Annotated in this window: 17 protein-coding genes and 1 tRNA gene; 5 read left to right on the top strand and 13 right to left on the bottom strand. The window is 58.8% G+C overall.

Features of this window, described 5'->3' with window-relative positions; translation table 11 throughout:
• Positions 1-16 precede the first annotated feature (16 nt).
• Positions 17-2,284 carry a glycogen/starch/alpha-glucan family phosphorylase gene (gene glgP / locus AQ996_RS06830; protein WP_055252177.1) on the top strand — a complete coding sequence of 756 codons (2,268 nt, stop codon included), beginning with the start codon at positions 17-19 and terminating at the stop codon, positions 2,282-2,284.
• Positions 2,285-2,740: 456 nt separating this feature from the next.
• Here glgP and AQ996_RS06825 read toward each other — a convergent pair whose 3' ends face one another.
• From AQ996_RS06825 to AQ996_RS06805, 5 genes are all read right to left on the bottom strand, one after another.
• Positions 2,741-3,940, bottom strand: coding sequence for an ABC transporter ATP-binding protein (locus AQ996_RS06825; protein WP_055252176.1), 1,200 nt, complete (start codon positions 3,938-3,940; stop codon positions 2,741-2,743).
• Between the two features lie 68 nt (positions 3,941-4,008).
• A complete protein-coding gene (locus AQ996_RS06820; protein ID WP_055252175.1) occupies positions 4,009-4,848 on the bottom strand; it encodes a carbohydrate ABC transporter permease in 840 nt (279 codons plus the stop codon).
• Positions 4,848-5,702, bottom strand: coding sequence for a carbohydrate ABC transporter permease (locus AQ996_RS06815; protein ID WP_055252174.1), 855 nt, complete (start codon positions 5,700-5,702; stop codon positions 4,848-4,850). The genes AQ996_RS06820 and AQ996_RS06815 overlap by 1 nt, the downstream gene beginning before the upstream one ends.
• An 87-nt stretch (positions 5,703-5,789) precedes the next feature.
• Positions 5,790-7,106: an ABC transporter substrate-binding protein gene (locus AQ996_RS06810; protein ID WP_055252173.1), complete on the bottom strand. Its 1,317-nt coding sequence runs from the start codon at positions 7,104-7,106 to the stop codon at positions 5,790-5,792.
• Positions 7,107-7,412: 306 nt separating this feature from the next.
• On the bottom strand, positions 7,413-8,132 hold the full coding sequence (locus AQ996_RS06805; RefSeq protein WP_055252172.1) for a GntR family transcriptional regulator: 720 nt from the start codon (positions 8,130-8,132) through the stop codon (positions 7,413-7,415).
• Positions 8,133-8,356: 224 nt separating this feature from the next.
• Between AQ996_RS06805 and AQ996_RS06800 the strand changes: the two genes are divergently transcribed.
• The 4 genes from AQ996_RS06800 (at position 8,357) to AQ996_RS06785 (ending at position 13,103) form a co-directional block, all read left to right on the top strand.
• The gene (locus AQ996_RS06800; RefSeq protein WP_055252171.1) at positions 8,357-10,807 is read left to right on the top strand and encodes a PTS transporter subunit EIIC; all 2,451 of its coding nucleotides are present in this window, start codon (positions 8,357-8,359) and stop codon (positions 10,805-10,807) included.
• A 125-nt stretch (positions 10,808-10,932) separates the two neighbouring features.
• A complete protein-coding gene (locus tag AQ996_RS06795) occupies positions 10,933-11,946 on the top strand; it encodes a polyprenyl synthetase family protein (RefSeq protein WP_055252170.1) in 1,014 nt (337 codons plus the stop codon).
• A gap of 138 nt (positions 11,947-12,084) precedes the next feature.
• Complete coding sequence (locus tag AQ996_RS06790; RefSeq protein WP_172674627.1) at positions 12,085-12,990, top strand: peptidoglycan-binding domain-containing protein; 906 nt, start codon at positions 12,085-12,087, stop codon at positions 12,988-12,990.
• Between the two features lie 38 nt (positions 12,991-13,028).
• Positions 13,029-13,103: transfer RNA gene (locus AQ996_RS06785), tRNA-Gln, on the top strand.
• Between the two features lie 492 nt (positions 13,104-13,595).
• Here AQ996_RS06785 and AQ996_RS06780 read toward each other — a convergent pair.
• The 8 genes from AQ996_RS06780 to acpS all read right to left on the bottom strand — a co-directional run bounded on the left by AQ996_RS06780 (position 13,596) and on the right by acpS (position 25,491).
• Entirely contained in the window at positions 13,596-15,776 is a 2,181-nt protein-coding gene (locus AQ996_RS06780; protein ID WP_055252169.1) for a hypothetical protein, read from the bottom strand.
• Between the two features lie 183 nt (positions 15,777-15,959).
• Positions 15,960-17,849 (bottom strand): carbon starvation CstA family protein, encoded by a 1,890-nt coding sequence (locus tag AQ996_RS06775; RefSeq protein WP_055252168.1) that lies wholly within the window; start codon positions 17,847-17,849, stop codon positions 15,960-15,962.
• Between the two features lie 818 nt (positions 17,850-18,667).
• Entirely contained in the window at positions 18,668-21,052 is a 2,385-nt protein-coding gene (gene tsaD, locus AQ996_RS06770) for a tRNA (adenosine(37)-N6)-threonylcarbamoyltransferase complex transferase subunit TsaD (RefSeq protein ID WP_055252167.1), read from the bottom strand.
• Positions 21,039-21,545 carry a tRNA (adenosine(37)-N6)-threonylcarbamoyltransferase complex ATPase subunit type 1 TsaE gene (tsaE, locus tag AQ996_RS06765; RefSeq protein ID WP_006235849.1) on the bottom strand — a complete coding sequence of 169 codons (507 nt, stop codon included), beginning with the start codon at positions 21,543-21,545 and terminating at the stop codon, positions 21,039-21,041. Before tsaE ends, tsaD begins: the two co-directional genes overlap by 14 nt.
• A gap of 12 nt (positions 21,546-21,557) precedes the next feature.
• Positions 21,558-22,178: a uracil-DNA glycosylase gene (locus AQ996_RS06760; RefSeq protein WP_055252166.1), complete on the bottom strand. Its 621-nt coding sequence runs from the start codon at positions 22,176-22,178 to the stop codon at positions 21,558-21,560.
• An 8-nt stretch (positions 22,179-22,186) separates the two neighbouring features.
• Complete coding sequence (gene alr / locus AQ996_RS06755; RefSeq protein WP_055252165.1) at positions 22,187-23,332, bottom strand: alanine racemase; 1,146 nt, start codon at positions 23,330-23,332, stop codon at positions 22,187-22,189.
• A gap of 2 nt (positions 23,333-23,334) precedes the next feature.
• Entirely contained in the window at positions 23,335-24,951 is a 1,617-nt protein-coding gene (locus AQ996_RS06750; RefSeq protein WP_082435564.1) for an NAD(P)H-hydrate dehydratase, read from the bottom strand.
• A complete protein-coding gene (acpS, locus tag AQ996_RS06745; RefSeq protein WP_055252164.1) occupies positions 24,952-25,491 on the bottom strand; it encodes a holo-ACP synthase in 540 nt (179 codons plus the stop codon).
• Positions 25,492-25,743: the final 252 nt, after the last annotated feature.

The raw sequence follows: 25,743 nt of genomic DNA, 5'->3' as shown, positions 1-25,743 counted from the left end.
CATCACAGGAGGAAACATGCCCCAAATAAACCTCATGGAACTCGCCGAGCAGTCTTTTGGCACCTCGCTCGAGCAGCTCGACGACCGTCGCATTTACAAGCTGCTGGTCAAGCTCGTGCAGGAGCGCTCTTCCGCCTGCCCGCTCAACAATGGCAAGAAAAAGCTCTACTACATCTCTGCCGAGTTTTTGATTGGCAAGCTGCTCATCAACAACATGATCGACCTTGGCATCTACGACGAGGTTAAGGATCAGCTCACTGCCGCCGGTCACGACCTCAACAAGATCGAGGAGTTTGAGGTCGAGCCGTCGCTGGGCAACGGCGGCCTGGGCCGTCTGGCCGCATGCTTCCTGGATTCCATCGCCACGCTGGGCCTTACCGGAGACGGTGTGGGCCTCAACTACCATTACGGCCTGTTCCGCCAGCGCTTTGTCGATAAGCAGCAGAAGGCCGTCCCCGATGAGTGGCTTGGCGAGCAGGACATCCTGGTCGATGACGACCGCTCCTACACCGTTGAGTTTGACGATTTTGCCGTCACCTCCAAGCTCGTCAACATCGATGTGCCTGGTTACGGCCAGCCCACCAAGAACCGCCTGCGCCTGTTTGACCTGGCAAGTGTCGACGATGGCCTGGTCCCCGGCAGCTCCATCGACTTCGATAAGACCGAGATCGCCAAGAACCTCACCCTGTTCCTCTATCCGGATGATTCCGACGAGCAGGGCCGTCTGCTTCGCATCTACCAGGAGTACTTCATGGTGAGCAACGCTGCCCAGCTCCTGATCGACGAGGCTGTCGAGCGCGGCAGTAACCTGCACGATCTGGCCGACTACGCCGTGGTCCAGATTAACGATACGCATCCCACCATGGTCATTCCCGAGCTCGTTCGCTTGCTCACCACCGAGCATGGCATCGAGTTTGACGAGGCCGTGACCATCGTACGCTCCATGGTCGCCTACACTAACCACACGATTCTTGCCGAGGCCCTCGAGAAGTGGCCGCTCGCCAGCCTGCAGAAGGTCTCCCCTGCCATCGCCGACATTATCGTCAAGCTCGATGAGATTGCGAAGGCCGAGCACGATGACCCGCGCGTCGCCATCATCGACGAATACAACACCGTTCACATGGCCCACATGGACATCCACTTTGGCTTCTCCATCAACGGCGTAGCCGCCCTCCACACCAAGATCCTGGAGGACACCGAGCTTCATCCGTTCTACGAGATCTATCCCGAGAAGTTCTCCAACAAGACCAACGGCATCACCTTCCGCCGCTGGATCCATGGTGCCAACCCCGCGCTCGCCAGCCTGCTCGACGATGTGATCGGCACCGATTGGCGCAGCACCGGCAATCTGAGCAAGCTCGCCGAATTCGCCGACGACAAGGACGTTCTTGAGCGCCTGGCTGCCACCAAAGTCGAGGCCAAGAGCATCATGCGCCAGTTCATGGCGCTCGAGCAGGGCGCGACCATTCCCTCCAACGCCATCATCGATGTTCAGGTCAAGCGCATCCACGAGTACAAGCGCCAGCAGATGCTCGCGCTCTACATCATCTGGAAGTATCTCGACATCAAGAACGGCAACAAGCCCGCTCACCCCGTCACCATCATCTTTGGCGGCAAGGCGGCACCTGCCTACACCATCGCCCAGGACATCATTCACCTGATCCTGACGCTGTCGCAGTGGATTGCAAACGACCCCGACGTGGCTCCCTACCTGCAGGTTGTCATGATCGAGAACTATAACGTCACCGCCGCCGAGCGCGTGATCCCCGCCGCTGACATCTCCGAGCAGATCAGCCTGGCCTCCAAGGAGGCAAGCGGCACCTCCAACATGAAGTTCATGCTCAACGGCGCCCTAACCCTGTGCACGCTCGACGGTGCCAACGTGGAGATTGCCGAGCTCGTGGGCGACGAGAACATCTACACCTTTGGCGCCTCGTCCAAGCAGGTCGAGCAGCTCTACGCCGACGGCACCTACGATGCCGGCGCACTCTACCGCAAGCCCGGCATCAAACTGCTGGTGGACTTCATCACCAACCCCGCCTTTATGGCGACCGGCAACGCGGAGCGCCTGCAGCGTCTGCACGACGACATCAAGGGCAAGGACTGGTTCATGGCCCTACTCGACATTGAGGAGTACATCCAGACCAAGGAGCGCGTGCTGGCCGACTACGAGGACCAGGACGCTTGGATGCGCAAGGCGCTCATCAATATCGCCAACGCCGGCACCTTCTCGTCCGACCGTACGATCTCCCAGTACAACGACGAGATCTGGCACCTGAGCTAGCTCATTCCCCTTACCCATCCTCTTGAGAAACGGAGTCGTGGCAACACGGCTCCGTTTTTTGTGCCCGCACGTTACCCTGTGATCCAACTCGGCCAAACAATCTCGATCCGTAGCAATTACTCAACCAAAACGGTCCCAGCCGTTACAGATTGAGACATACCGGCCCCTCCCCTCGGGTTTATCTCAATCTGTAACATCTAGCAGGTGAAATTCGCCTTTGGTGTTACAGATTTAGATGAAATGGTTAGCTCAGCGGAACCGTCTCGATCTGTAACATCTAACGTCCGAAATCGGCCCTATCCGTTACAGATCGAGACAAACGACCGGTCAGACAGTCCCAACACAAAGAAAGGCTCCCCTCTCGCCCAGTGGACGGGAGGGGAGCCTTATATGTGACCGCGGCAAAAGGATGGCAAAGCCGCAGTCGCCCAAAGGAAGGGCCTGGTTGCACCGGGCCTAGATAAGGTTCTTGCCAGAGACCTTATCGAAGAGGTGGGTCGCGTTCTTCTCAAACTTGAACCAGATGGGGTCGCCCGCCTTGAGCGCGCCCTTGGCCTCGAGGTCGACGACGGGAATGATCAGGACAAACTGGCCGTCGGGAGCAGTCACGTGGACATGCTCGGTCGAGCCCATGAGCTCGGTCACCTCGACGGTGCCCTGGAGCGCACCCTCCTCGTCCTTGTCGGCAAGCAGGATCTGCTCGGGACGCACGCCGGCCGTGATCTCCTTCACGTCGCCGCCGTCCCAGTTGAGAGCAAGCTGAGCGCAGGTCTCGGGGGCGAGCGCCACGTTCATATCCTCGGTCTTGACCGTAAAGCCGTTGCCCGAGCGCACCAGCTGGGCATCGAAGAAGTTCATCTGCGGCACGCCGATAAAGCCGGCGACGAAGATGTTCGCGGGATGGTTGAAGACCTCCTGCGGGGTGGCGATCTGCTGGACGACGCCGTCCTTCATGACCACGATGCGATCGCCGAGGGTCATAGCCTCGGTCTGGTCGTGGGTAACGTAGATGAAGGTGCCCTTGATCTCGTGACGCAGCTTAATGAGCTCGGCGCGCATCTGGTTACGCAGCTTGGCATCCAGGTTGGACAGGGGCTCGTCCATCAGGAAGACCTTGGGGTCACGCACGATGGCGCGGCCGATGGCGACACGCTGACGCTGGCCGCCGGAGAGTGCCTTGGGCTTACGGTCAAGGTACTCGGTAATACCCAGGATCTCGGCAGCGGAGCGAACCTTGCGGTCGATCTCGTCCTTGGGGACCTTCTTGAGCTCAAGCGTAAACGCCATGTTCTCGTACACCGTCATATTGGGGTACAGAGCATAGCTCTGGAACACCATGGCGATATCGCGGTCCTTGGGCGCCACGTCGTTGACGCGCTTGCCGTCGATGAGCACGTCGCCCGAAGTGATGTCCTCCAGGCCAGCGACCATGCGCATCGTCGTGGACTTACCGCAGCCAGAGGGGCCAACGAGGACGATGAACTCCTGGTCGTGAACGGTGAGGTTGAAGTCCTCTACAGCGAGCACACCGTCCTCGGTAACCTTGAGGTTGTGCTTCTTCTCCTCGGTCTTCTTCTTTTTGCCAAAGAAGCCCTTCTTTTTGGACTCGTTGTTGGGATACACCTTCTGAACATGTTTGAGAACGATCTCGGCCATGTCTCTACCTTTCGATACGCGGCGCCGCGCTGAGGGGCGCCGCCAAAACTTGCAAAACAGTTACGGCATCAGCCCTTGACGGCACCTGCCACCACACCGTCGATGATGTACTTCTGGCAGAAGATGTACATGATGACGATGGGGACAACGACCATCATGATGCAGGCCATCATGGGGCCGAGCTCGACGTGGCCATAGCCGCCGCGGAAGTACTGGATCAAGATAGGAATGGTCTTGTACTTGGTGGAGTCGAGCGTAAGGTAGGGCAGCAGATAGTCGTTCCAGACCCACATGGTCTCAAGGATGCCGACCGAAAGATAGGTGGGCTTCATAATGGGAAGGACGATCTTAAAGAACACCTGGACCGGGTTGCAGCCGTCGATCATGGCCGCTTCCTCAATCTCGAGCGGGATGTTCTTGACGAAGCCGGCGAACATAAAGACCGCGAGGCCCGCGCCAAAACCAAGGTAGATGAAGCAGATGTTAAACGGCGTGTTAAAGCCGATGCGGTCCGCGAGGTTGGACAGCGTGAACATGAGCATCTGGAACGGTACGACCATCGAGAAGACGAACAGGTAATAGAAGAAGTTCGAGATCTTGCTGTTGACGCGCACCACGTACCAAGCGCACATGGAGCAGCACACCAGAATCAGCACGACCGACGTGACCGTGATGATAAGAGAGTACATAAACGCCGAGGCAAAGCCCTGCTCGTTAAGAGCGTGCACGTAGTTTGCGAGGCCGTTGAACGTCTCGGGCGTGAGCAGATCGAACGCCGTGGTGGTGCTGATTGCGGTCGCTTTCTTAAAGGAATTGAGCGCAATCATGAACACGGGGTAGATCCATGCGAGCGACAGAATCGTAAAGAAGATCGAGAGCGCGCGGTTGATAGCCTTATCGCGTTTCATTACTGCTGCACCTCCTTGGACCTCGTGGCCTTAAGCTGGATCATAGAAATAGCGACAACCAGGATGCAGAAGATAACTGCCTTGGCCTGACCGATGCCCTGCCATGCGATGCCAGCACGCGAATAGAACGTGTTGTAGATGTTCAGGGCGAGCATCTCGGTGGAGTGCGCCGGGGCGCCACCGGTAAGGGCGAGGTTCTGGTCGAACAGCTTAAAGCCGTTGGTGATGGACAGGAACAGGCAGATGGTGATGGTCGGCATCAGGTTGGGGATCTTAACCTTCCAAAACGTCTGCCATGCCGTAGCGCCATCGACCTTGGCGGCCTCGATGTAGTCAGACGGAATGGACTGCAGACCGGCGATGTAGATGATCATCATGTAGCCGACCTGTTGCCACAGGGTCAGGATGATAAGGCCCCAGAAGCCAGCGGCGGAGTTGAGGGCGATAAGCTGGGCACCCACGTTGGAGAGCAGGCAGTTGATCAGAATCTGCCAAATGTAACCCAGTACAATGCCGCCAATCAGGTTAGGCATAAAGAAAATCGTACGGAAGATGTTGGTGCCCTTGAGCGCCTTGCGAGTGAGCGCCTGCGCAATGGCCAGCGCGATCACGTTGATGAGCACCGTCGACAGGAAGGCAAACGCCACGGTAAAGAAGAACGACGTGGAGAACTGCGGATCGGACAGCGCGCGCACGTAGTTCTCGATACCGACAAAGTGCGCGTTATTGATGGTAATAAACTGGCAGAACGAGAGATAGAAACCCTGGATAAAGGGAATCACGAACCCGATCATAAACGCCAGGCACGTGGGCAGCATAAAGAGCGGCCACCAGCGCTTGAGTGCTTTGCCCATAGAAGGGTCCTTTCAATATGCAGGGGGCGGGCAAACCTACGTCTGCCCGCCCCCTGTCGCTAATCAGATAGCTTGGGCAGCAACTGCTTACTCGGAAGCAGCCTTCTCGGTCTTCCAGCCATCGACGAAGGCGTTCTTGACGCCGTCCCACTTGGTGTTGTCGGCAGCATAAGCGATGAGAGCCTGCTTGAGGTTCTTCTTCCACTCCTCGGAGGGGATGTAAACGAAGTCCCAAGCGACGGTCTTCTTGCCGTCCTTGGCCATAGCAACGGCCTGCTGAGAGAAGACGTTGGTGGTCTCCTTAGCGCTCTTGAACGGGGCGGTCAGACCCATCTTGTCAGCGATGATGCTGGTGGCGGTGTCAGAAGTGACGCACCAATACATGAAGTCCTCGGTGGCCTTCTGGGCATCCTCGGAAGCCTGGGAGCTGACGCACCAGTAGTTCTCGCCGCCGGAGCACAGGCCCTGGTTCTCCTCGCCGTCGACGCCGATGTAGATCGGCAGCATGCCGAGCTGGTCGTCGGTCATACCGGCCTTGGTGAGGTCGGCGTAGGCCCAAGAGCCGTTCTGATAGAAGACGGCCTTGCCGGTTGCGAACTCGTTGGTGGCGTCGTCACCGGTCTTGGAGGCGAGCTGCGAAGGATCGCAGGTGGAGTCGGTGATGTACAGGTCGAAGATCTGCTTAAAGTTGTCGAGATACTCGCCCTTGATCTCGTCGTCCTCCTGATTGTGCTCCTTCTCGAACTCGTAGTAGAGCGGGAGGTTGGCGAGGTGCGTGGTGTAGCGCCAGCTGGAGGAGTCATCCATACCGGCGGAAGTGAAGGCACCGTCAACGCCGAGCTCGTCCTTGCGGGCCTGGATGTCATCGGCGCAAGCCTTCAGCTTGTCGAAGGAGTTGATGTCCTCGGCCTTGTAGCCGGCCTTCTCGAGGAGCTCCTTGTTGTAAATGATGCCGTAGCTCTCCTGAACCCAGTCGATACCCAGATCCTTGCCGTCGGACTGCAGCGCCAGGGAGTCGTCGATGAGCTCGCCGCGGAGCTTGGTGTCGGAAAGATCGGCGCAGTAGTCCTTCCAGTTCTTAAGGCCGGTGGGGCCGTTGACCTGGAACAGCGTCGGAGCGGAGCTCTTGGACATCTCGGACTTGAGCTTCTCCTCGTAGGTGTTGGAGGCGGCGGTCACGATCTTGACCTCGACGCCCTTCTCCTTCTTGTACGCCTTGGCGATCTCCTTCCACTCCTTGTCGACCTCGGGCTTGAACTGGAGGAAGTAGACCTCGGCAGCGTCACCAGAAGCAGAGGAGCCAGAGCCGGCAGAACCACCGCAGCCCACGAGGCCCAGACCAAGAACCGCAGCCGCGGAACCAGCAAAGCCCAGGAACTGCCTTCTGCTCATTTCGTTCTTCATTACAATCCACCCTTTCACACCGTGGCGGCACCCTTTGCCGCCGCCTTCGGAGATTGGCTCGGGGACTTTGCCCCTTTTGCTGACTTGTACAATACGCTATTTGGCTAGTTGTTTGAACAAGTATTACTAGAGCGGTAGAAAAACTTCGGTGAACGGTAATTTCGACTTGATACTTGACAAGTTTTGTATAAACAATTATTTGTTATCGAATGCAGAGAAAACGCCCGATCAAGCCGATGCATCGTCGGTTTGACCGGGCGTTTTCGCTTTGAGGGCATGAGTCTCGTCAGGCTGCGAGCTAGCCGGCTATCGCTTGGAATTGACGCGGTAATGGAAGATCTCGGGGTGTGTGCGGGCATGCGTGACCTCGAACAAGATGCCGTCCGAGGTGTACGACTGGCTCTCCATAACGGCGACGCAGTTGTACTTGCCGAGGTCCAGATAGCTGCAGTCTTCATCGTTGGCGAGCTCGACACTCACCGTACGACGGCTCGCCATCACTTTGACGCCGCGCTTGTGCTCCAGATAGCCGTAGATAGAATCCGCCGCGATCTCGGGGGTCAGGCCCTTGGCGATCGACGCCAAAAAGTAGCCATGGTCCACTTGGCGCGCGCTGCCGTTGAGGCTTCGGACACGCACTACGCGAATCAGCTCCTCGCCCACCTTAAAGCCCAGGCGACGTGAGAGTTGCTCAGTGCAAATCAAATGTTCAAAAGACTTGACCTCGGTCGATGCGACGGCATTGTTGCGTTTTGCGAACTCGCCAAACGACTCAACCTCTTCGAGTGCGCCCAGCATGTCGGTTTCGCCCTTAAGCCAAATAACGCGCACGCCCTTACCGTGTATAGGCTGCACAAACATCTGGTCGGCCAGCATGCTCAAGGCGCGTCGAACGGTATTGCGCGTGCAGCCAAACTCCGCGGTCAGCTCGGCTTCGGTTGGCAGCATCTCCTGAAACGCATAGGTCCCGTTGATGATGCGCGAACGGATCTCGCGGTAGATTCCTTCGTAAATCGCTTTTGGCATGATTTCACCTCTAATGAATATGTATGGCTAGGCACGATAGCATTTCTTAAAGTTGTTTAAACCGATTATCGGTAAAGCACGGATTATTTACCGTCGACGGTTCCCCCGAAACCCAAATCGGACCGAATCAAAACCGTCAATGCGGCAAGCAGCCAGTCCTCTACAATGAGTTCATTGTTTAAACGTTCTTGCTCGCACAGCATGTTGCATCCGAAAGGCATATTATGCTGCAGAAAATCCAACGTTTTGGCGGAGCCATGTTCGCGCCCGCCATGTTGTTTTCTATATCAGGCCTCATGGTCGGCATCTCCGCCCTCGCAACGACCGTGGATATCGTCGGCGACCTCGCCGTATACGGAACCCCCTGGTACGTTTTCTGGACTATCATTCAGCGCGGCTCGTGGACGGTCTTTAAGCGCCTTCCACTCCTTTTTGCCGTAGCGCTGCCTATCGGCCTTGCCCAAAAGCAACCGGCACGCTGCTGCCTCGAGGCGCTCGTAGCCTATTTTGCCTACTGTTTCTTTTTGAGCGAGATCATTAAGCTGAGCGGAGACAACCTTGGGCTTAAGTACCCGTCGTTTTTGACCTCCGCTAGCGGCATCACCGTCATCGACGGCATCAAGACGCTCGACACCGGCATTATCGGCCCGCTGGCGGTGTCGGCAACCGTCGTCGCGATCCATGACCGCTTCTACGATGCCAAGGTTCCCGATTGGCTCGGCACCTTCTCGGGTTCCTCGCTGGTCTACCTCATCAGCTTTTTTGCCGTGTTTGCCCTTGCCGCCATCTCGGCCGCCATCGTGCCTTTCGCATACGCTGTGACCGAAACGCTGCGCCACGCACTTGCGGGCGTCGGCCCCTTCGGCGTGGGCATCTTTGTGTTTTTGGAGCGAGCGCTCGAGCCCATGGGGCTGCACCATCTGCTCTATATGCCCATCTATTACGACAATCTGGTCATTCACGACGGTATTTACGCCACGTGGACCAACCTGCTCCCCATTCTCTCCCATAGCACGCGCCCTTTAAATGAACTTGCGCCCTGGGCAGGTTTTACCGCCACCGGCTGGGGCAAGCTCTTTGGCCTTCCCGCCATCGCGGCAGCATTCTATTTCACCGCCAAACCCGAACGCCGCGCCGGCCTTAAGGTCATCCTTTTGCCCGCCATCGTCGCCTCGGTGGTCTGCGGCGTCACCGAGCCGCTCGAGTTTCTCTTTATGTTCACCTATCCCGGACTCTTTTTGCTCTACGCCGTCCTGTCCTCCTGCCTTGCCATGACCATGAACTTCTTTGGCATCGTCGGCATCTTCTCGGGCGGTCTCATGGAAATGACGGCCTTCAACTTCATCCCACTCATGCGAATGCATGCCGGCTCCTACCTTTTGGCGCTCGGTATCGGTCTTGCCTTTAGCCTCATCTTTTTTGTTAGTTTTCGAGCACTCATCTTGGTCTATGACCTTAAGACGCCGGGCCGCGAGGATCATGTCTCCAATCGCGCGGCAATCGATCGTTTAACGGGAAGCGGCTTTGCCAAAGAGCAATCTCCCAATGGCGAGGTCAGTATTCAATCCGATCAAGATCACGTCCTCGCCGAGCGGGTAATTCAGCTTTTAGGTGGCGTTGGCAATATCGTGGGCGCAACCAACTGCGCCACGCGCCTGCGCGTCGAGGTCGCAGACCCTTCCATCGTTGCAGATAATGCGTCGTTTGTCGCGGTGGGCGCCAAGGGCCTCATCATTACGGGCAAGACCGCCCAGGTGATTATTGGCATCTCCGTTCCCCGCGTTAAAGAGCATTTTGACCAGATCATGGGCCTCGAGCCGGGATTTGTGCCCACCACCTCGGCCTCCCCTGCCGCCAGCGCAGCCCATAAGCGCGGCGATATCTGCTTCTTCGATATCGACGGAACACTCGCCTGGCAAGACCCTCGAGTGGCACAAGAGCTTCCCAAGAGCGAGCGTGACCTGTCCCCTTATCCCAACGAGGCGGTCTCGCAGGCCATCCGCGATTTCGTTGCAAACGGCAACATGGCCTTTATCTGCACAGGACGCACCCTCAGCTGCATCCACCCCAAACTTCTTGAGCTGCCCTGGACCGGCATCGTCTGTCTTGCGGGCGGTTACGCCGAGATCGACGGACACGCAATTCGCGATCTGTCGATGACGCCCAGTATGCTGCAGCGTCTTGCCCCCTACCTTGAGCAATCGGGCGAGGTCATCCGCTTTGAGGGCCTCAACGGCGTCGTGCGCATGAGTGCCGATGCCCCCGATGCTCCCGGATACGCGCGCACCCTGGGCGACGCAGTCACGCAGCTGCAACATTACAGTGTCTACAAGATCTTGATGTCTACATCGCTCGCCAACCACATCGCTCAAGATAAGGCACTTGAGCCGCTGCTGTGCTTTAACGAGCTCGAACTCGAGGTAACCGAAATCTCGCCCCGCGAATGCACGAAGCGCGGGGGCATCCAGTCTGTACTCGACGCCCTCGATCCCCACCACGGAACCGTGTACGGCATCGGCGACGCCAGCAATGACGTCTCGCTGATGAACGCCGTCGATGTCGGTATCGCCATGGGCAATGCGCCAGACTATCTCAAAAAGCGCGCCGACTACATCACCGACTCGGTCGACAAAGATGGCGTCGTCAAGGCGCTCGAGCACTTTAGGCTTATATAAGCAGCCGGCACGCGCACGCGTCCCGTTTCTCCAAATCGCCAAAACAGACGCGCCGGCAACTCCAATGTGGCAATATGGTATCTGCACACCGCAACGATGTAACCCAAGAAAGAATGCGAGAACCCGTGTCCAGTCCGTTTACCAGCTTTTTAGCCCAGCACTTTGACCAGATTAACGACTATCTGGCCACGTTCTTTGACGGACAGGCGACCTCTGCCGATATCGAGCGCTACCTGTATGCGCCGCTCTCGGCTTTTACGGCCAACGCCGGCAAGCGCCACCGCCCGCTTATCTGTATGCTCGCCGCAACCGCAGTGGGCGGCAGCTTTGAGAGCGCCCGCAGCGCCGCGGCAGCCATCGAGCATTTCCAGTCGGGCGCGCTGATCCACGACGACATCGCCGACAACGGACAGCTTCGTCGCGGCAAGCCTTGCATGCACCTTACCGAGGGCACGGGCCTTGCCATCAATTGTGGCGACCTGGCGCTCACCATGGTCACCAAGACGGTTCTCGACGACCCTACGCTTGAGTCCGACGTGAAGCTGCGCGTGCTCCACGAGCTTACCGAGATGATCGTCCGCACCATCGAGGGTCAAGCACTCGACCTGGGTTGGGTCCGTGACGGGCGCTTTGATATCTCGGTTGATGACTACCTGGACATGGCAACGCACAAGACCGCGTTTTACAGCGGAGCCACGCCGCTTGCCGCCGGAGCCATTATCGGCGGCGGCAGCGATAAGCAAATCGAAGCGCTGCGCGCCTTTGGCCTGCACACGGGCCTTGCCTTTCAGATTCAGGACGACCTGCTCAACCTTGTCGGCACTAAGGAAGCCGCCAACAAGGACTTCCGCACCGACATCACCGAGGGCAAGCGCACGCTTGTCGCCGTACATGCCCTCTCTGATGAGCGCTACCACGACGAGGTCGAGGCGATTCTTTCCTCGGGCACCGATGATCCCGCGCAGCTCGCACGCGCCGTGGAGATCTTCCAAGAGACCGGCTCCATCGATTACGCCCACACTTACGCGCTCGACCTGACCGCTAAGGCCAAAGCGGCCATCGAGAACGTTGAGCTTGATCCGCACGCACGCGAGCTGTTCCTCTCCATGGCAGATTTCTTTGTGGAGCGCCTTAACTAACGGGGGTTATAAAACCTGTCAGCAGCGTATTTTGGCACAACTTGCTACACTGTTGAGTGCATGTTTATGCATCCCTTTGCGTTGTCTATCCGACAGACGCTCAAATAGTACGAATGGTACGCCGAAAGGGGTTCGTTCATGGAACCTATTACAACGGGCATGCAAGGAGCAGCCGTCGAGGACGTGCAGTCTCGTCTCCTGCAGCTCGGCTACACGATTGATGCCGCCGAAGTCACCGACAAGTACTTTGGAGCCACCACTGAGCAGGCCGTCAGCACCTTCAGGCTCGACAGCGGCCTTGCTGCCGGTCATGCCGTCGATATCCCCTGCTGGAGCGCCCTTGTAGACGCTTCGTATAAGCTGGGCGACCGCACTCTCTATCTGCGCATGCCCAATTTCCATGGCGCCGATGTGCAGGCCCTGCAGCGCGCTCTCAACGTTTTGGGCTTTGCCTGTGGCGAAGACGACGGCTACTTTGGTCCGCATACCGAGGCCGCCCTGCAGCAGTTCCAGGAAAATGTCGGCCTGTTTGCCGACGGCATGGCCTTCCAGGACACCTACGCCTACATCAACCGCCTGCACCATGTGTGGGAGGGCAAGCCCTCGGTCACCGAAGCCGAGTCCCGCATCGGTTTTGCTCGCGCCGCCAACGTGCTCGAGCGCTTCCAGATTGCCGTTATCGGCGAGGACCCCATCGCACGCTGTGTTGCGTCGCGCATGTGGAATATCGCCACGGCAACGACCGACAACAGCGGCATGATGCTCTGCGACTCCGAGGTCCCAACCGACGTTGACCTGGTGCTCGAGATTGCAAGCGACGAGCTGCCCGCCGACGCCGCACCGCGCGCCACGATTGCCCTCGCCGAGTGCCACAACCTGGCCCAGCGCATCCGCACTGCCAATGTCGCCGCGCAGCAGAAGCCGGCTCGCATTCGCATTGAGCTCACGGGCATGACGCGCTACAACGGCACCTTCACGGCCAGCGACGCGCAGACACTCGCCGTACGCCTGCTCGATGGCGTTTGCGATGCCCTCGCAGATTAGGTAAACTAAACGAGTTGCTTTTGGGCAACACTACACATTGGGACGTAGTTCAACGGTAGAACTCCGGTTTTTGGTGCCGGCTGTTGGGGGTTCGAATCCCTCCGTCCCAGCCAAAGAAACAAGCCTCTCGAACGCATAGCCGATCGGGAGGCTTTTCTTGTGAGCAAGCGGAGGGATTCGAACCCGTAAGGGTGCAGAGCTGAGGAAACGCGAAGTGTTTTCCAGCGCAGCACGCAAGGAGCGAAGCGACGCAGCGGGGCGCGGCCGCCGAAAAGGCGGACGCGGAATCCCTCCGCCCCGTATCAGCCGAGAGTGCCTCGCATCAAGAAATATCAGCCCCGTTCCGAAAAGCGAGCCGTAATCTACAAAATGACGTGTGGCCCCGACGGGCCGGGCATTAAGTTTGTCGCGAGTTCCGCACGCAGAGAAGGCCACATGACCTCGATGTTTTGGACGTGACAGCGAGAGGGGCCCTGGCATGGCAAGGTGACGTGAAACAAGGCGGCGCTGACCTTCTGGTCGCGCCGCCGAAGTTGAACGTCAGATTGCCGTGCCAGGGTCCCTCGCAGCGTCAAGAAGTCCGCCGTTCGGTAGAACGGCGGAATCTAATTGTTCAGCATGCGGTCGAAGCTTCCCGAGTCGCCATCCCGATAGTCTGCGGTCATCAGGATCTCCTGCGGAATGCGCCCGCCCTCGCGCAGCACGTTGCGGAACTGCACGCGCGTGACCATGGGCAGATCCTTGATCGTCGCTGCCAGGTTCTGCGGCACGCCCTGGTTGGCAGCCGCGGGCTCGCACTCGCCGCCGGCCTTCACGCGACGCTTATGCTCGGCGAGCATGGCGCGGTACATGCCGGCATGCAGGCGAATCTCAACCACATTGGCATTGCGAGCCTGCTCGACGATGCGCGCGCCCTCGCGATCGATATCGCCCACGTAGTAGACGTAGTTAAAGCGATAGCCAATCTCGGCCAGATAATCATCCAGTGCGTGCGAGACGCTTGCCTTGCAGCCGCCGCCAAAAATCACGCCGCCCACCTTGGTACCAAAGAGCTTGGCATGTTTGCGTCCGCGCAGGAGCTTGACGATCTCGTCATAGGTATCCAGGTTCTCGACCATAATGAACGGCTTGTCGGCACCCAGCGTAAAGAAGCCCGTAAAGTGCACGGGGCGATTGGGGGCGACCTTGATCGCCTGCATGCTGATGCCCTTTTCGGTCATACGTCTGATCAGGCGCTCACCGTGCTTGCCGTCAAAAGCCTTCTCGTCGTTAAAGATCTGGTAGGCACGCTGGCGGCGCGAGGCAACCGGCGTATCGGCACCTCGGTTCTGCTCGATCCAAGCCTGGATGATTGCGATTTCCTCGGCAATCTTGCGGTTGGACATCTCGTTGTGCTGAGTGCGCTGCGGAGCCTTTTTGCCGTCCTTGCCCTCAACCTTTACGATCTGCGTCTGCTGCTCCTTGATCTTAGAGAGCGCCGTGGGCGTAGGGACAACTTTGAGCAGCTGCCTGCCTAAAACGCGGGCAAGGGCAAACGCCGAGACCTCGCCGTGAACGGCCGACTCGGGCTGCCGGGCAGCAGTATCTGCTGCGGCAGACTCCGGCTTCTTCTGAGACTTGCGCTTAGAATCGCCCTGGGAATTGCGCTCGCGCTTCGGCATAGACGCCTGCTTCTGCGGACGATCGGACTTGCTCTCCTTCGCCGGCTGGCGCTTAGGCTGCCCCGAAGAAACTTCGGCCTTCGCATCCTCGTCCTGCGGCGTGGTCCTCTCGGCTGCAGTCTCGGCATGGGAACTGCGGCCCCCACGATGGCGACGGCGGCGAGGCTTGCTCGACGTGCCCTGCTCCGCCTGCTCATCAGTAGGCTGCTGGCCCTTGGCCTCGACATCAACCTCAAGCTGCGGCTCAGCAGGCTTCTGTTCGCGAGCCGCCGGCTCAACGGCCTTCTCGGCCTTCTCGTCCTGAGTGGTCGAAGCTGGCTCGCTCTTCTCCTGATGCCTTACGGGATACGCGCGCCCCGCAAAACCACGTCCGGGACGGCATGAACCCGGAGCCTTCTTGACCGGTTCATCGGACGCGTCAGCAGCCTCGACGGAATCCTGGACCTCGCATGCAATACCTCGCTGCTCGGCCTTAAAGTGGGCACCGCGGCGACGCTTGGGCTCCTGGATCTCAGCATGCTCTTGAGTGCGAGTCGGCTCCTGCATCCCGACGGACTTTTCCTCGACGGTCTCAGCATCCGTCTCACCCTTTTGAGCAACGGCGCGACGGAAGCGCTCCTGCTGGGCGCGGCGCTGCGCATCGCGCTTGCCACCCCCACCAAAACCGCCGCGTCCTGCCTTGGCCGTAAAGGCACGCACGACGTTCTCATCGAGCAACTCATCGGTATCGACATGCTCACGCGGAGCAGCTTCTTCCACAGCAGGCACGTCAGCGGAATCCTCGACGACAAAACCCTCGACGGACTCGGCAGGCTGCTCTTGGGCATCGCGGATCTCGGCATTGATGGTATAGAACGCCGGGCGCCCGTTAATGCCGCTACCCTCGATCTTGGTCACGATCTTTGCCGCGATAAGCTCATCGCGCATCGCCTTGGTGTCGCACTCCTTATCGACGGAGCGGAAAATCTGCGCCAGCGCACTCGACTTAATCTTGAGCGCCTTGCGGCAGAGCAGGTCGTAGGCAACCAGCTTGGCGCGCTCGGCAGAAAGCGACGTCTGGCTGCTCAGGCGCTCGGCCAATGCATCGACATTTTGTTGGTTATCGGAATATACCGTCTTGGCCACGGGGCCCCTTTCATATGCACACATATACGTCCTTATGGTACAACGCGCGAGCCTATCCACGCAAAACATCTGCGAGGACGCCCTTGCATCACCCGTTCTCGCAAGAAAAAAGACCGGGTCCGCGTCGTTGCGGACCCGGTCTTTCCGAGTCATATGGATGGGACGGTCAGTCCATCAAGCTGACTAGGCCTTGACAGCCTCGGCGTCGGCAGGAGCCTCGGCGGCAGCGGCGCGGCCGTACTCGGCCTTGCCCATCTCGGACCACTCGGGCTCCTCGTCGGGCATGGAACCGGCCTCCTTGCCGAAGAACTCCTTGAGACAGTTGACGGCAACGATAAGGCCCAGGACCATCAACAGGACGGCAAAGACGAGCTGCAGGCCCTTGGTGGCGGCGACGGAAACGGCAGCCGTGGTGGCAGTAGCCGGGATGGTGCCGAAGAAGCCAAACTGCTGAACGGCAGTCATGCAGCCCATGGCGCTCTGGACCAGCGAGGTGAAGGTGCAGCAGAGCAGGAAGGCGACGGGCACGTAGAGCATCCAACCCTTGCGGCCAGTGCACTTGCAGAACACGGCGAGGGTGATCATGGTCATACCGCCGAGCAGCTGGTTAGAAGCACCAAAGAGCGGCCAGATGTTGGCATAGCCGCCAAAGGCGAGGGCGAGACCAGGAAGCAGGGTAACGACCGTGGCGAACCAGGGATTGCCGAGGACCTTCATGTAGCCGGCCTTGGACTCGATGGCTAGGGCGTCGTTGGTCTGGGCAAAGAACTCGGAGAACGAGGTACGAGCGATGCGGGCGACGGCATCGAGCGAGGTCAGGGCCAGAGCAGAAACGTTCATAGTCATGAAGACGGTTGCGAGCGTGCCGTCAACGCCGAAAGCCTGCATACCGCGGGAGATGCCGGCGGCGAAGATCTGGAACGGGGTGGAAGCGACGCCGGCGTTAAGGGCGCCGGTACCGGCGGTGTTCATGTCGGAGAACATGATGCCGGCGACGATGATGGCAAGGATGCCGACGAAGGACTCGACGATCATGGCGCCGTAACCGACCTTGACGGCGTCCTGCTCCTTCTCGACCTGCTTGGAGGAGGTGCCGGAAGAAACGAGGCTGTGGAAACCGGAGAGAGCACCGCAAGCGACGGAGACGAACAGGACCGGGAACATCATGCCGGAAGCAGTGGAGAAGCCGGTGAAGACCGGAGCGGTGATAGTGGCCTGACCGTTGACGCCCAGGACGACGATGCCGAGGACAGCGCAGACGATCATGACGATCATCATGATGGAAGTGAGGTAGTCACGCGGGGTCTTGAGCATCTGGATGGGCATAGCGCCAGCGAAGACCAGGTAGACCATGACGACGGCGAACCACTGGAACTTGTCCAGGTAGACCGGGAACTGCATACCGACGGCGAACATGAGAACCATGAGGACCACGCCGGTGACGAACTCGGCAGCGCCGGTGAGGTTGAACTTCTTCTGGGCCCAACCAAAGGCGATAGCGACGAAGGTGAACAGGATGGAGATGGTACCAGCGCAGCCGGCGGCATAGGACTTGGTGAAGTCGATGGCACCGGTAGCAGCACCAGAAGCGTCAACGGCCGGGGTGAACATGAACGTCTTGCAGACCATGTCGGTGAAAGCGGCGATGACGATGATGCAGAACAGCCAGCAGAACAGCAGGAACAGGCGACGGCCGGTCTTGCCGATGTACTTCTCGATGAGCTGGGCCAGGGACTTGCCGTTGTTCTTCATCGAGGCGTACAGGGCGCCAAAGTCGTGGACGGCGCCAAAGAAGATGCCGCCGACGAGGACCCAGAGCACGACGGGCAGCCAGCCAAAGGCCATGGCGACGATCGTACCCGTGACAGGGCCAGCACCGCAGATCGAGCTGAACTGGTGCGAGAACGCGGTGAAGGCGGAGACGGGCGAGAAGCTCTTGCCGTCCTTCATGCGCTTGGCCGGCGTGAGGGCCTCTTTGTCAACGCCCCACTTGTTGGCCAGCCATCGGCCATAGCCCAGATAGCCGCAGGCGAGCACCGTCGCGGCCACAACCATGAGCAAAACTCCGTTCATTACATTTCCTCCTCTAAAAAGAACTTCCTAGACATAAAAAATGAGGGCCGTCGGTTGCGCTCGACGGCCCTCATCTTCATCAGCCGCCCGTTATCGTACGGGCTAGCTGTATGTGCTAACCCGCATCAGATAATTACTACGCTGATAATGTTTAGCTGATGCGTGAACATGTCTAAGAAATCCTCTTCAATCATGATGTGAACGATCCGTGCGTGTTCACATCCCCCAGTGGTTGAAAAGGAGTATGAAACTTTAGTTACCTAAAGTCAACGCAAATATGTAATGAATTTTCAACTTTTTTTGAATTTCTCGGTATAAAACGCCGCTGACCTCGGACTTTACCGAACGACAGTTTTTGCTTGAGAGATGCTCCTCGGGGGCGGGGCGGGCGCCTGCCGCCATATATGAACTTTCCTGCTCAGACAGTCCTGCTCACGACGGAGGCCACATTAAGTGGCCTCCTGTTCGTGCGGAACTCGCGATAAAGTTCATATATGGCGGCAGGCGCCCGCCCCGCCCCCGAGGAGCTCCCATCCCAAATGTGCGGAGCAAAGCTCCGCACACCAACTTTTTCTTTCAGCTAAAGAACGCCGGAAATTCGACGCTGGTTTGTTAACCTTGCCGGACGTTGTCGACGCCAAACCAGCCCAGAAGCTATATCGATACAGAAAGGTCCCCGGACGGAGGGGCCGGATATAAGGTTTATCGCGAGTTCCGCACGCAAAGAAGGCCACTTAATGTGGCCTTCGTCTTGCGCAGGACTGTAGAGCAGGAAACCTTATATCCGGCCCCTCCGTCCGGGGACCGCGCCGTACCAGCTACAGCGTCATGTTCGGATCGGCGTCGACATCGAACGGCGAGATTTCGCCTCGGTCGAATTTACGGCGAGCGACCTCCGCGATCATGGCTGCGTTATCGGTACAGGCAGACAAGGGCGGCACCGTTACGCGAATCCCCTGACGCCCAAGCTTCTTGATCATCATCTCGCGCAGATGCGGGTTGGCCGAGACGCCGCCACCGATGCAGTATTCCTTGCATCCGGTGGCATGCAGGGCGTTTTTGGCCTTCTTGTACTGAACGTCAAAGACGGCTGCCTCAAACGAAGCCGCCAGATCGGGCAGGTGAATCGTGTGCCCGGCCTTGGTCTCCTGTTCAATGTAGAGCGTCACGGCCGTTTTAAGACCCGAAAGCGAGAAACGATAGTCTCCCCTGCTGTTAAGCGCACGGGGGAAGTCAATCGCCTTGGGGTCGCCCGTCTCGGCAAGCTTGGAGATGATGGGGCCACCGGGATAGCCCAGACCCAACGCCTTGGCTACCTTGTCGAAGGCCTCGCCCACAGCATCGTCGAGTGTCTCACCAAGTACCTCGTAGTCACCCCATGCCTTCACGTGCACGAGCATGGTGTGCCCGCCCGAAACAAGCGTGAAGATAAACGGTGGCTTGAGGTCGGGCTGCGCCAACAGGTTGGCAAACAGGTGGCCCTCCAGATGATTGACGCACACGAGCGGCTTGCCGGCAGCATACGCAAAGCCCTTGGCAAAGGCGACGCCCACCACGAGCGCGCCCACCAGGCCCGGACCTTGCGTCACGCCCACGGCGGCAAGCTCGCTGGGGGCAATGGCTCCGCCCTCAAGACCAAGCGATGCTGCGGCATCCTCGAGCGCCGCATCCACGACACTCACAATCACCTCAACGTGTTTGCGCGAGGCGATCTCGGGCACCACGCCGCCAAAGCGGGCGTGAAAATCAATCTGTGTCGACACCTGATTGGCCAGCATATTGCCATCCACATCGATAATCGCCACGGCCGTCTCGTCGCAGGAACTCTCGATAGCGAGCACTAGGCGGCGGCGCTCAATTTCGGCACGCTCCCCCTTGGAGCGCTCAGGCGCAGGCAGCGGCCATACGCGCTGCTCTGCCGCCGTCGGCTCGGGCGAAGCATTGTCGACCGGAAGCACCAGGGGCAGCGGAGCCGTCATGACGATGGCGTCCTTGCCGGCACCATAGTAGCCGCGGCGACGGCCGGCCTCGGTAAAGCCCAGAGCGTTATAAAGCGCGGTCGCTCCCTCGTTACCGTCCTCGACCTCGAGCGAAGCCGTAGTGCAGCCAAGCATCTGGGCATCATAGCTCACGTGCGACAGCAGCTTGCGGGCAATGCCCTCACGGCGATGTGCCGGGTCGACGGCGACATCCAGAATCTGCACATCACCGTCCACGACCATACCGCCGGCAAGGCCCAGCAGCTTGCCGTCGTCGTGTGCCACCCACCAACTACGCGGCGCAGCGACGTCCTCGCCTAGTTCGGACAGGAACATGCCCGGCGTCCACGCCTCGTGTCCGGCACCTTCAAAGCAGGCGGCCTCCAGCGCGCTCGCGCTCTCGGCATCCGCCGCGCCCATGGGACGGAACTGCAGATGACGACCGGCGAGCTCATCAGCAACGCCCGTAATTTCGCTGTGCGCACTTTCGGAAAGGCCAAGACGCTTGCGCTCGTTTTCCTCGGCATCCGAAAGGCGCGTGTAAATCGGCAGGACGCGGGCCGGATCGCCGTCGCCCGCAGCATGCGCAAGGAGCAGGCCCTCGCCCGAAGGCCACCACAGGTCGCGCTCCACGCAGCGGGCGGTCTCCTCCTCACGCAAAAGCTTGCCGTAACGTACCAAGCCGTCGCCCGTCAGCCTAATTTGATCCCAGTCGGTGGCCTCGCGCCACTCATCGAGCGCCAAGGCTGCCTTGACCACGCTCTCACGCTCAAACTGACGCTCGGGGCCTTCGTCCCCCAGCATATACAGCGCCGGGTACACCTCGCCGCGCATGGCGTCGGCAAGAACACCAAGCTTGCCGCGCACGCCAGCCTTCCATGCCGTCCAGGCGCAAGCATCGAGCGTCGACACGCCCAGCAGCGGAACATTGGCACCACGCGCGAGGCCCTTGGCAGTGGAGATGCCGATGCGCACACCCGTAAACGACCCCGGGCCGCGACCGACCACGTAGCAACCAACATCGCTGTGATCCAGACCGGCTTGAGCCAGCACGCCATCAACAGTATTCACGAGCTCAACGTTGGCGTGACGGCGACACATGTGGTCGCCACTCACGAGCTTCGTATCGCCCGTCTGCGCATCAATCCAGCTTGCCGCGCAGGCAAGCATGTCGGTCGAGGTATCGAGCGCCACCACCAGCGCGTTGTCGTTATGCAAGCTCATCTTGTACAGCCTTATCAATCAAATGGGAAAGCTCCATTGCGCGGTCACCGTGCGCCTCGAGCGTTATCGTTCGCACATCACTGTCGCCCTCATCACGCTTGAGCGTCACCGAAAGATACTCATCCGTCAGCTCGTCTTGGAATTGTTCGCCCCATTCCAGCAGGCAAGCACCCTCATAGCCCAGCACATCGAAAATGCCCGTATCCTCGAGCTCGTAGGCATGCTCCAGGCGGTATAGATCAAAGTGAAACAGCGGAATACGACCTTGATCGTGGACGGCCATGAGCGCAAACGTAGGGCTCGTAACCATATGCCCATCGCCCAACCCGCGCGAGACGCCCTTGGTAAAGTGAGTTTTACCCACTCCCAGGCCACCGGTCAGGATGAGCACATCGCCGTCCTCAAGGCACGGTGCAATTAGCTCACCAAAGTACTCCGTATCGGCAGCGCAAGTCGTTTTGTAAGTACCTACCCCCAGGCGCTCCAGGGACATATATGCTCCTTATTATTCCGAGGCGTCCTCTGGCGCGGGATGTCGCTCCAGATAGTCGCCCAGCATCTTAAAGTCTTCCTCCAGCAGCTCCTGCCACGCCGGATTGCGTAGCGCCGCTGCCGGATGGAACGTGGGCATTACCACAAAATGCCCCATCTGGTGGAACCTGCCGCGCAGCTTAGTAATGCCAATCTCGGTCTTAAGCACAAAGTGCGTCGCGGGGTTGCCGAGCGTCACGATAATATCGGGCCAGATGCTTCGAATCTGCTCACGCAAAAACGGCGAGCAAGCCAGCACTTCCTCGGGACGCGGATTGCGGTTTCCCGGCGGGCGACACTTAAGCACGTTGGCAATGTAGACGTCTTCGCGTTTGAGCCCCGCCAGCGACAAAATGCCGTTGAGGTCCTCGCCTGCCGCCCCCACAAAGGGCTCGCCCTGCAAATCCTCATTGCGGCCCGGCGCCTCGCCAATAAACATCACGCGAGCGCGGGGGTTTCCCACGCCAAACACGATGTTATGGCGCGACTGGTAAAGCTGGCAAAGGTGACAATCGCCCAGAACGGTCTCGATCTCCTCGAGTGCGACCTCACGCGGCGCCTGATGGCTATGGCCGGGAATGTGCATGACGCCCATAGCGGCTCCTACACGTAGACCTTGTCGAGACGCATGCCAAAGCCGCAAGCGACCTCGTAATTAATCGTGCCGCGTAGGCGCGCCATCTCGTCCATGGTAATCTCGGCATCTCCATCGCGACCGACAATGATCATCTCGTCACCATACTCGGCCTCGGGAATCTCATGCGCCGGGTTGGACTGAATGGCGACCATAAACTGGTCCATGCAGATGTTGCCCACCTGACGCACACGCTCGCCGCGATACAGCACGTCCATACGATTGGAAAGCGTACGCGAAAGGCCATCGGCATAACCGATCGGAAGGGTGCAGATCTGAACGCGCGTGCGCGGGACGCGGTAGGTAAAGCCGTAGCCCACGCCCTCGCCCATCGCGGGATGCGCCACGCGCGTCACACGCGCGTGGACGCTCATGACGGGATCAAGCTGCATCACACGACCACTCAGCTCACATGGCTGCAGACCATACAAACCGATGCCGGCACGAATCATGTCAAAGTGCATTGAAGAATCGAGCATCGAGGACGGCGTATTGGCACAATGTACGATACCGCATTCAAAACCTGCGTCCTTAATGGCCTGAACGGCCTCGGTAAAGCGCTGACACTGCAGTTTGTAGTCCCAGCCCGAAGGTTCATCGGCCGTGGCGAAGTGCGTAAATACGCCGTCGCACTGAATACCGCGATGGAAATTAATACCGCGGACAAAGTCGAGCACCTGCGTGTAATGTACGCCAATGCGGTTCATGCCCGTCTCGATGGCGAGATGATACTTGCCCACCTTGCCCGCCGCGACGGCACATTCGCCATACGCAAGAGCAAAGTCAGACGTATAGACCGAGGGCATGATATCAAACTCGAGCAACGTCGGAATAGCCTCGATAGGCGGCTCGCTTAGGATGAGGACGGGTTTCGTAATCCCGCCCTGTCGGAGCTCAACGCCCTCGTTAACCGTCGCCACGGCAAACATGTCGGCACCGGCCGAATACATGATCTTGGCGCACTCAACAGCTCCATGACCATAAGCATCGGCCTTGACCACGCAGCACAGGCGCTGACGCGGATTCAGCAAGTTCTTATAGGCCCTCGTGTTGCGACGGAGCGCCCCGCGGTCGATCTCGACCCAGGACCAGCGCGTCAAATCGGCTTTATTCATGATTAGTCATCCGACCCTTCGTCCATGATTCCCAGATCTTCGAGCGCATCCTTTGCCGCCAGCTCCATGGCAGGACCGATCAAGTCGATAAGATCGGTCGCGATGACGCTCTTCTCACCATACTCCGTCGCCGCGGCAAAACCGGCGTAGCTGTGAAGTGCGACGGCGTACGAATACAGCAACTCCCAACGATCCATCTCGTCGCGCATGGTGGCAAGCGTGCCGGCCAAAATACCCGCGAGAACATCACCCGAACCGGCAGTTGCCAGAGAAGCCGGACCCGAGAGCGGCAGCAGCACACGCTCAACGCCACAGATAGCCGTCGTCGGCCCCTTGGCAATGACCACCAGATTGTCGGAGCCTGCAGCCCAGACAACCTTCTGCGCGGCCGCAATCGCGGTACCAAGGTCGTTCACCTCGTCACCGGCAACCAGACGCGAAAGCTCACGATAGTGCGGCGTCATAACCAACGGCTGCTCGCGACGATACATCTCGGGGTTACTATCAATACCGTCAATGGCAATCTTAGCAAGGCAGTTGAGTGCATCGGCGTCCAAAATTAGCGGTACATCAAGCTCGAGCAAGCCCGAAACCACCTGCATAGCGCCGGCAGACGTCGTCATACCGGGACCGCACAGCACGCAGCTGTACTTCTTTGCGATCTCGCACACCGTCATGCGCGCAGCGGCGCCAAAGGAGCCGCGGGAATCAGACGGAATAGCAAAGACCGGAATCGAAGGAAGTGCCATGCGAATGAGATTGGCGCAGGCGTCAGGAGCCGCGACTGCCACGTAACCAGCACCCGCGCGAGCTGCAGACTTGGCCGCCATAATGGCAGCACCAGGATATTGCGCTGATCCGGCGACAATAAGCACGGAGCCACGGGAATACTTATCGATATTCGATGGTAGCGGAGCAAAGTAATCAACTAAGTCACCGGGCTCGACAATCTCGGCGGCGTGGTCGACATCATCGATGACCTCGTCAAGACGGTCGTAAAGATTGCCGCAGATCAAATCGCCGGCATACTCAGGACCATCAGCGCTATACAGACCAATCTTGGGCGCAATCATCGTCACCGTGCGCTCGGCACGAATGCAGTCGTCATCAACAACGCCCGTCTCGGCATTCAGACCCGAGGGGACATCAATGGATACGACACAATCGGCGCATTCATTGACCGTGGGAATCCAGATGGAGAACGGCGCACGCAGATTCCCGTGGAAACCGGTACCAAAAATGGCATCGACAACAACATCGGCCTTATCGATCAAAACCTCGAGTTCGTCACGCGAGGGGCCGACGCAAACGTGTACATCGCGGCCGGCAGTTCGACGAGCAACATGACGTGCCAGAGCAGCAGGAATCTCATCCGGCTCAACCGGAGAAACGATATCCACGTCCACACCCTTGTGGCTCAAGATATCGGCGGCAACCCAACCGTCGCCGCCATTATTACCAAAACCGACCAGAACGAGAACCCGATCGGGATTGAGCTTCAAGACCTCGTTGGCGGCAAACTCACCCGCTAGCTCCATAAGCTCGGCCTTCGAAGTCCCTTCGCGTTCGATGATATCCTCGAGACGAACGACTTCTTCGGTACTCAAAACCGGTTTCATCTATGCTCCTAGCGTATCTTGCGAAGCATCGCCCAAGTGCTCCGTCAATGCTGAATTCTGCAGCTGCTCAAGCTCATCTAAAACAGAGCGAGCCTCTTTAAATGTCTGCGCAACGCGTTTCTTGTTGCTCACCTTTTCTTCCTTAGGCTTAGGTCGAGCATCCTCGGTGATTGCAATGGCATTAGCGACAGCCAAGTCACCCGTAAGGGTAATAGAAAGAGCGACCTCGACAACACCCAAATCCTGGGCGATTTCGAGAGCACGACCAGAAAGCAGAGCCTTCGGTTTGCCGAGTTTATCACGCGTTACCGAAACATCCTTGCGACCCACGCCTTGACTAAAACCCGTGCCGAGAGCTTTAAGTACCGCCTCGCGCGAAGCAAAGCGGCTGGCATAGTGAGCAGCGGGACGCGACGATGCATCACAATACGCACGCTCTTCTTCGGTAAACACACGCCGAGCAAACGACGGCGTCTTTTCAAGAATTGATTTCATGCGGGAAATCTCGACGATATCAACGCCGATACCAGCTTCAGCCATGTTCACCTCCATATCGCACAGACTAAGTTATTGTAGCCCGTTCACAGAAGATGCGACAAACGAGGGTTATAAAACACAGCTACTATGTGAGACAAATTGCCCGAGATACAAAAAAGGGGGAGGCCGCGAGGCCTCCCCCTTCTTCAAGTCATCCGACGGCTCGGTGCCGTCCACCGGTCAGCGGCGCCCTGGCCTCCCACGGGCTGGCCCCGCAGTACTCTCGGCGCGATGGGGCTTAGCTTCCGGGTTCGG

Source organism: Collinsella aerofaciens (assembly GCF_001404695.1).
GTDB classification, from domain to species: Bacteria; Actinomycetota; Coriobacteriia; order Coriobacteriales; family Coriobacteriaceae; genus Collinsella; species Collinsella aerofaciens_E.
Note: the sequence above shows the minus strand (reverse complement) of the source record. Positions and strands in the feature narration are given on the sequence as shown.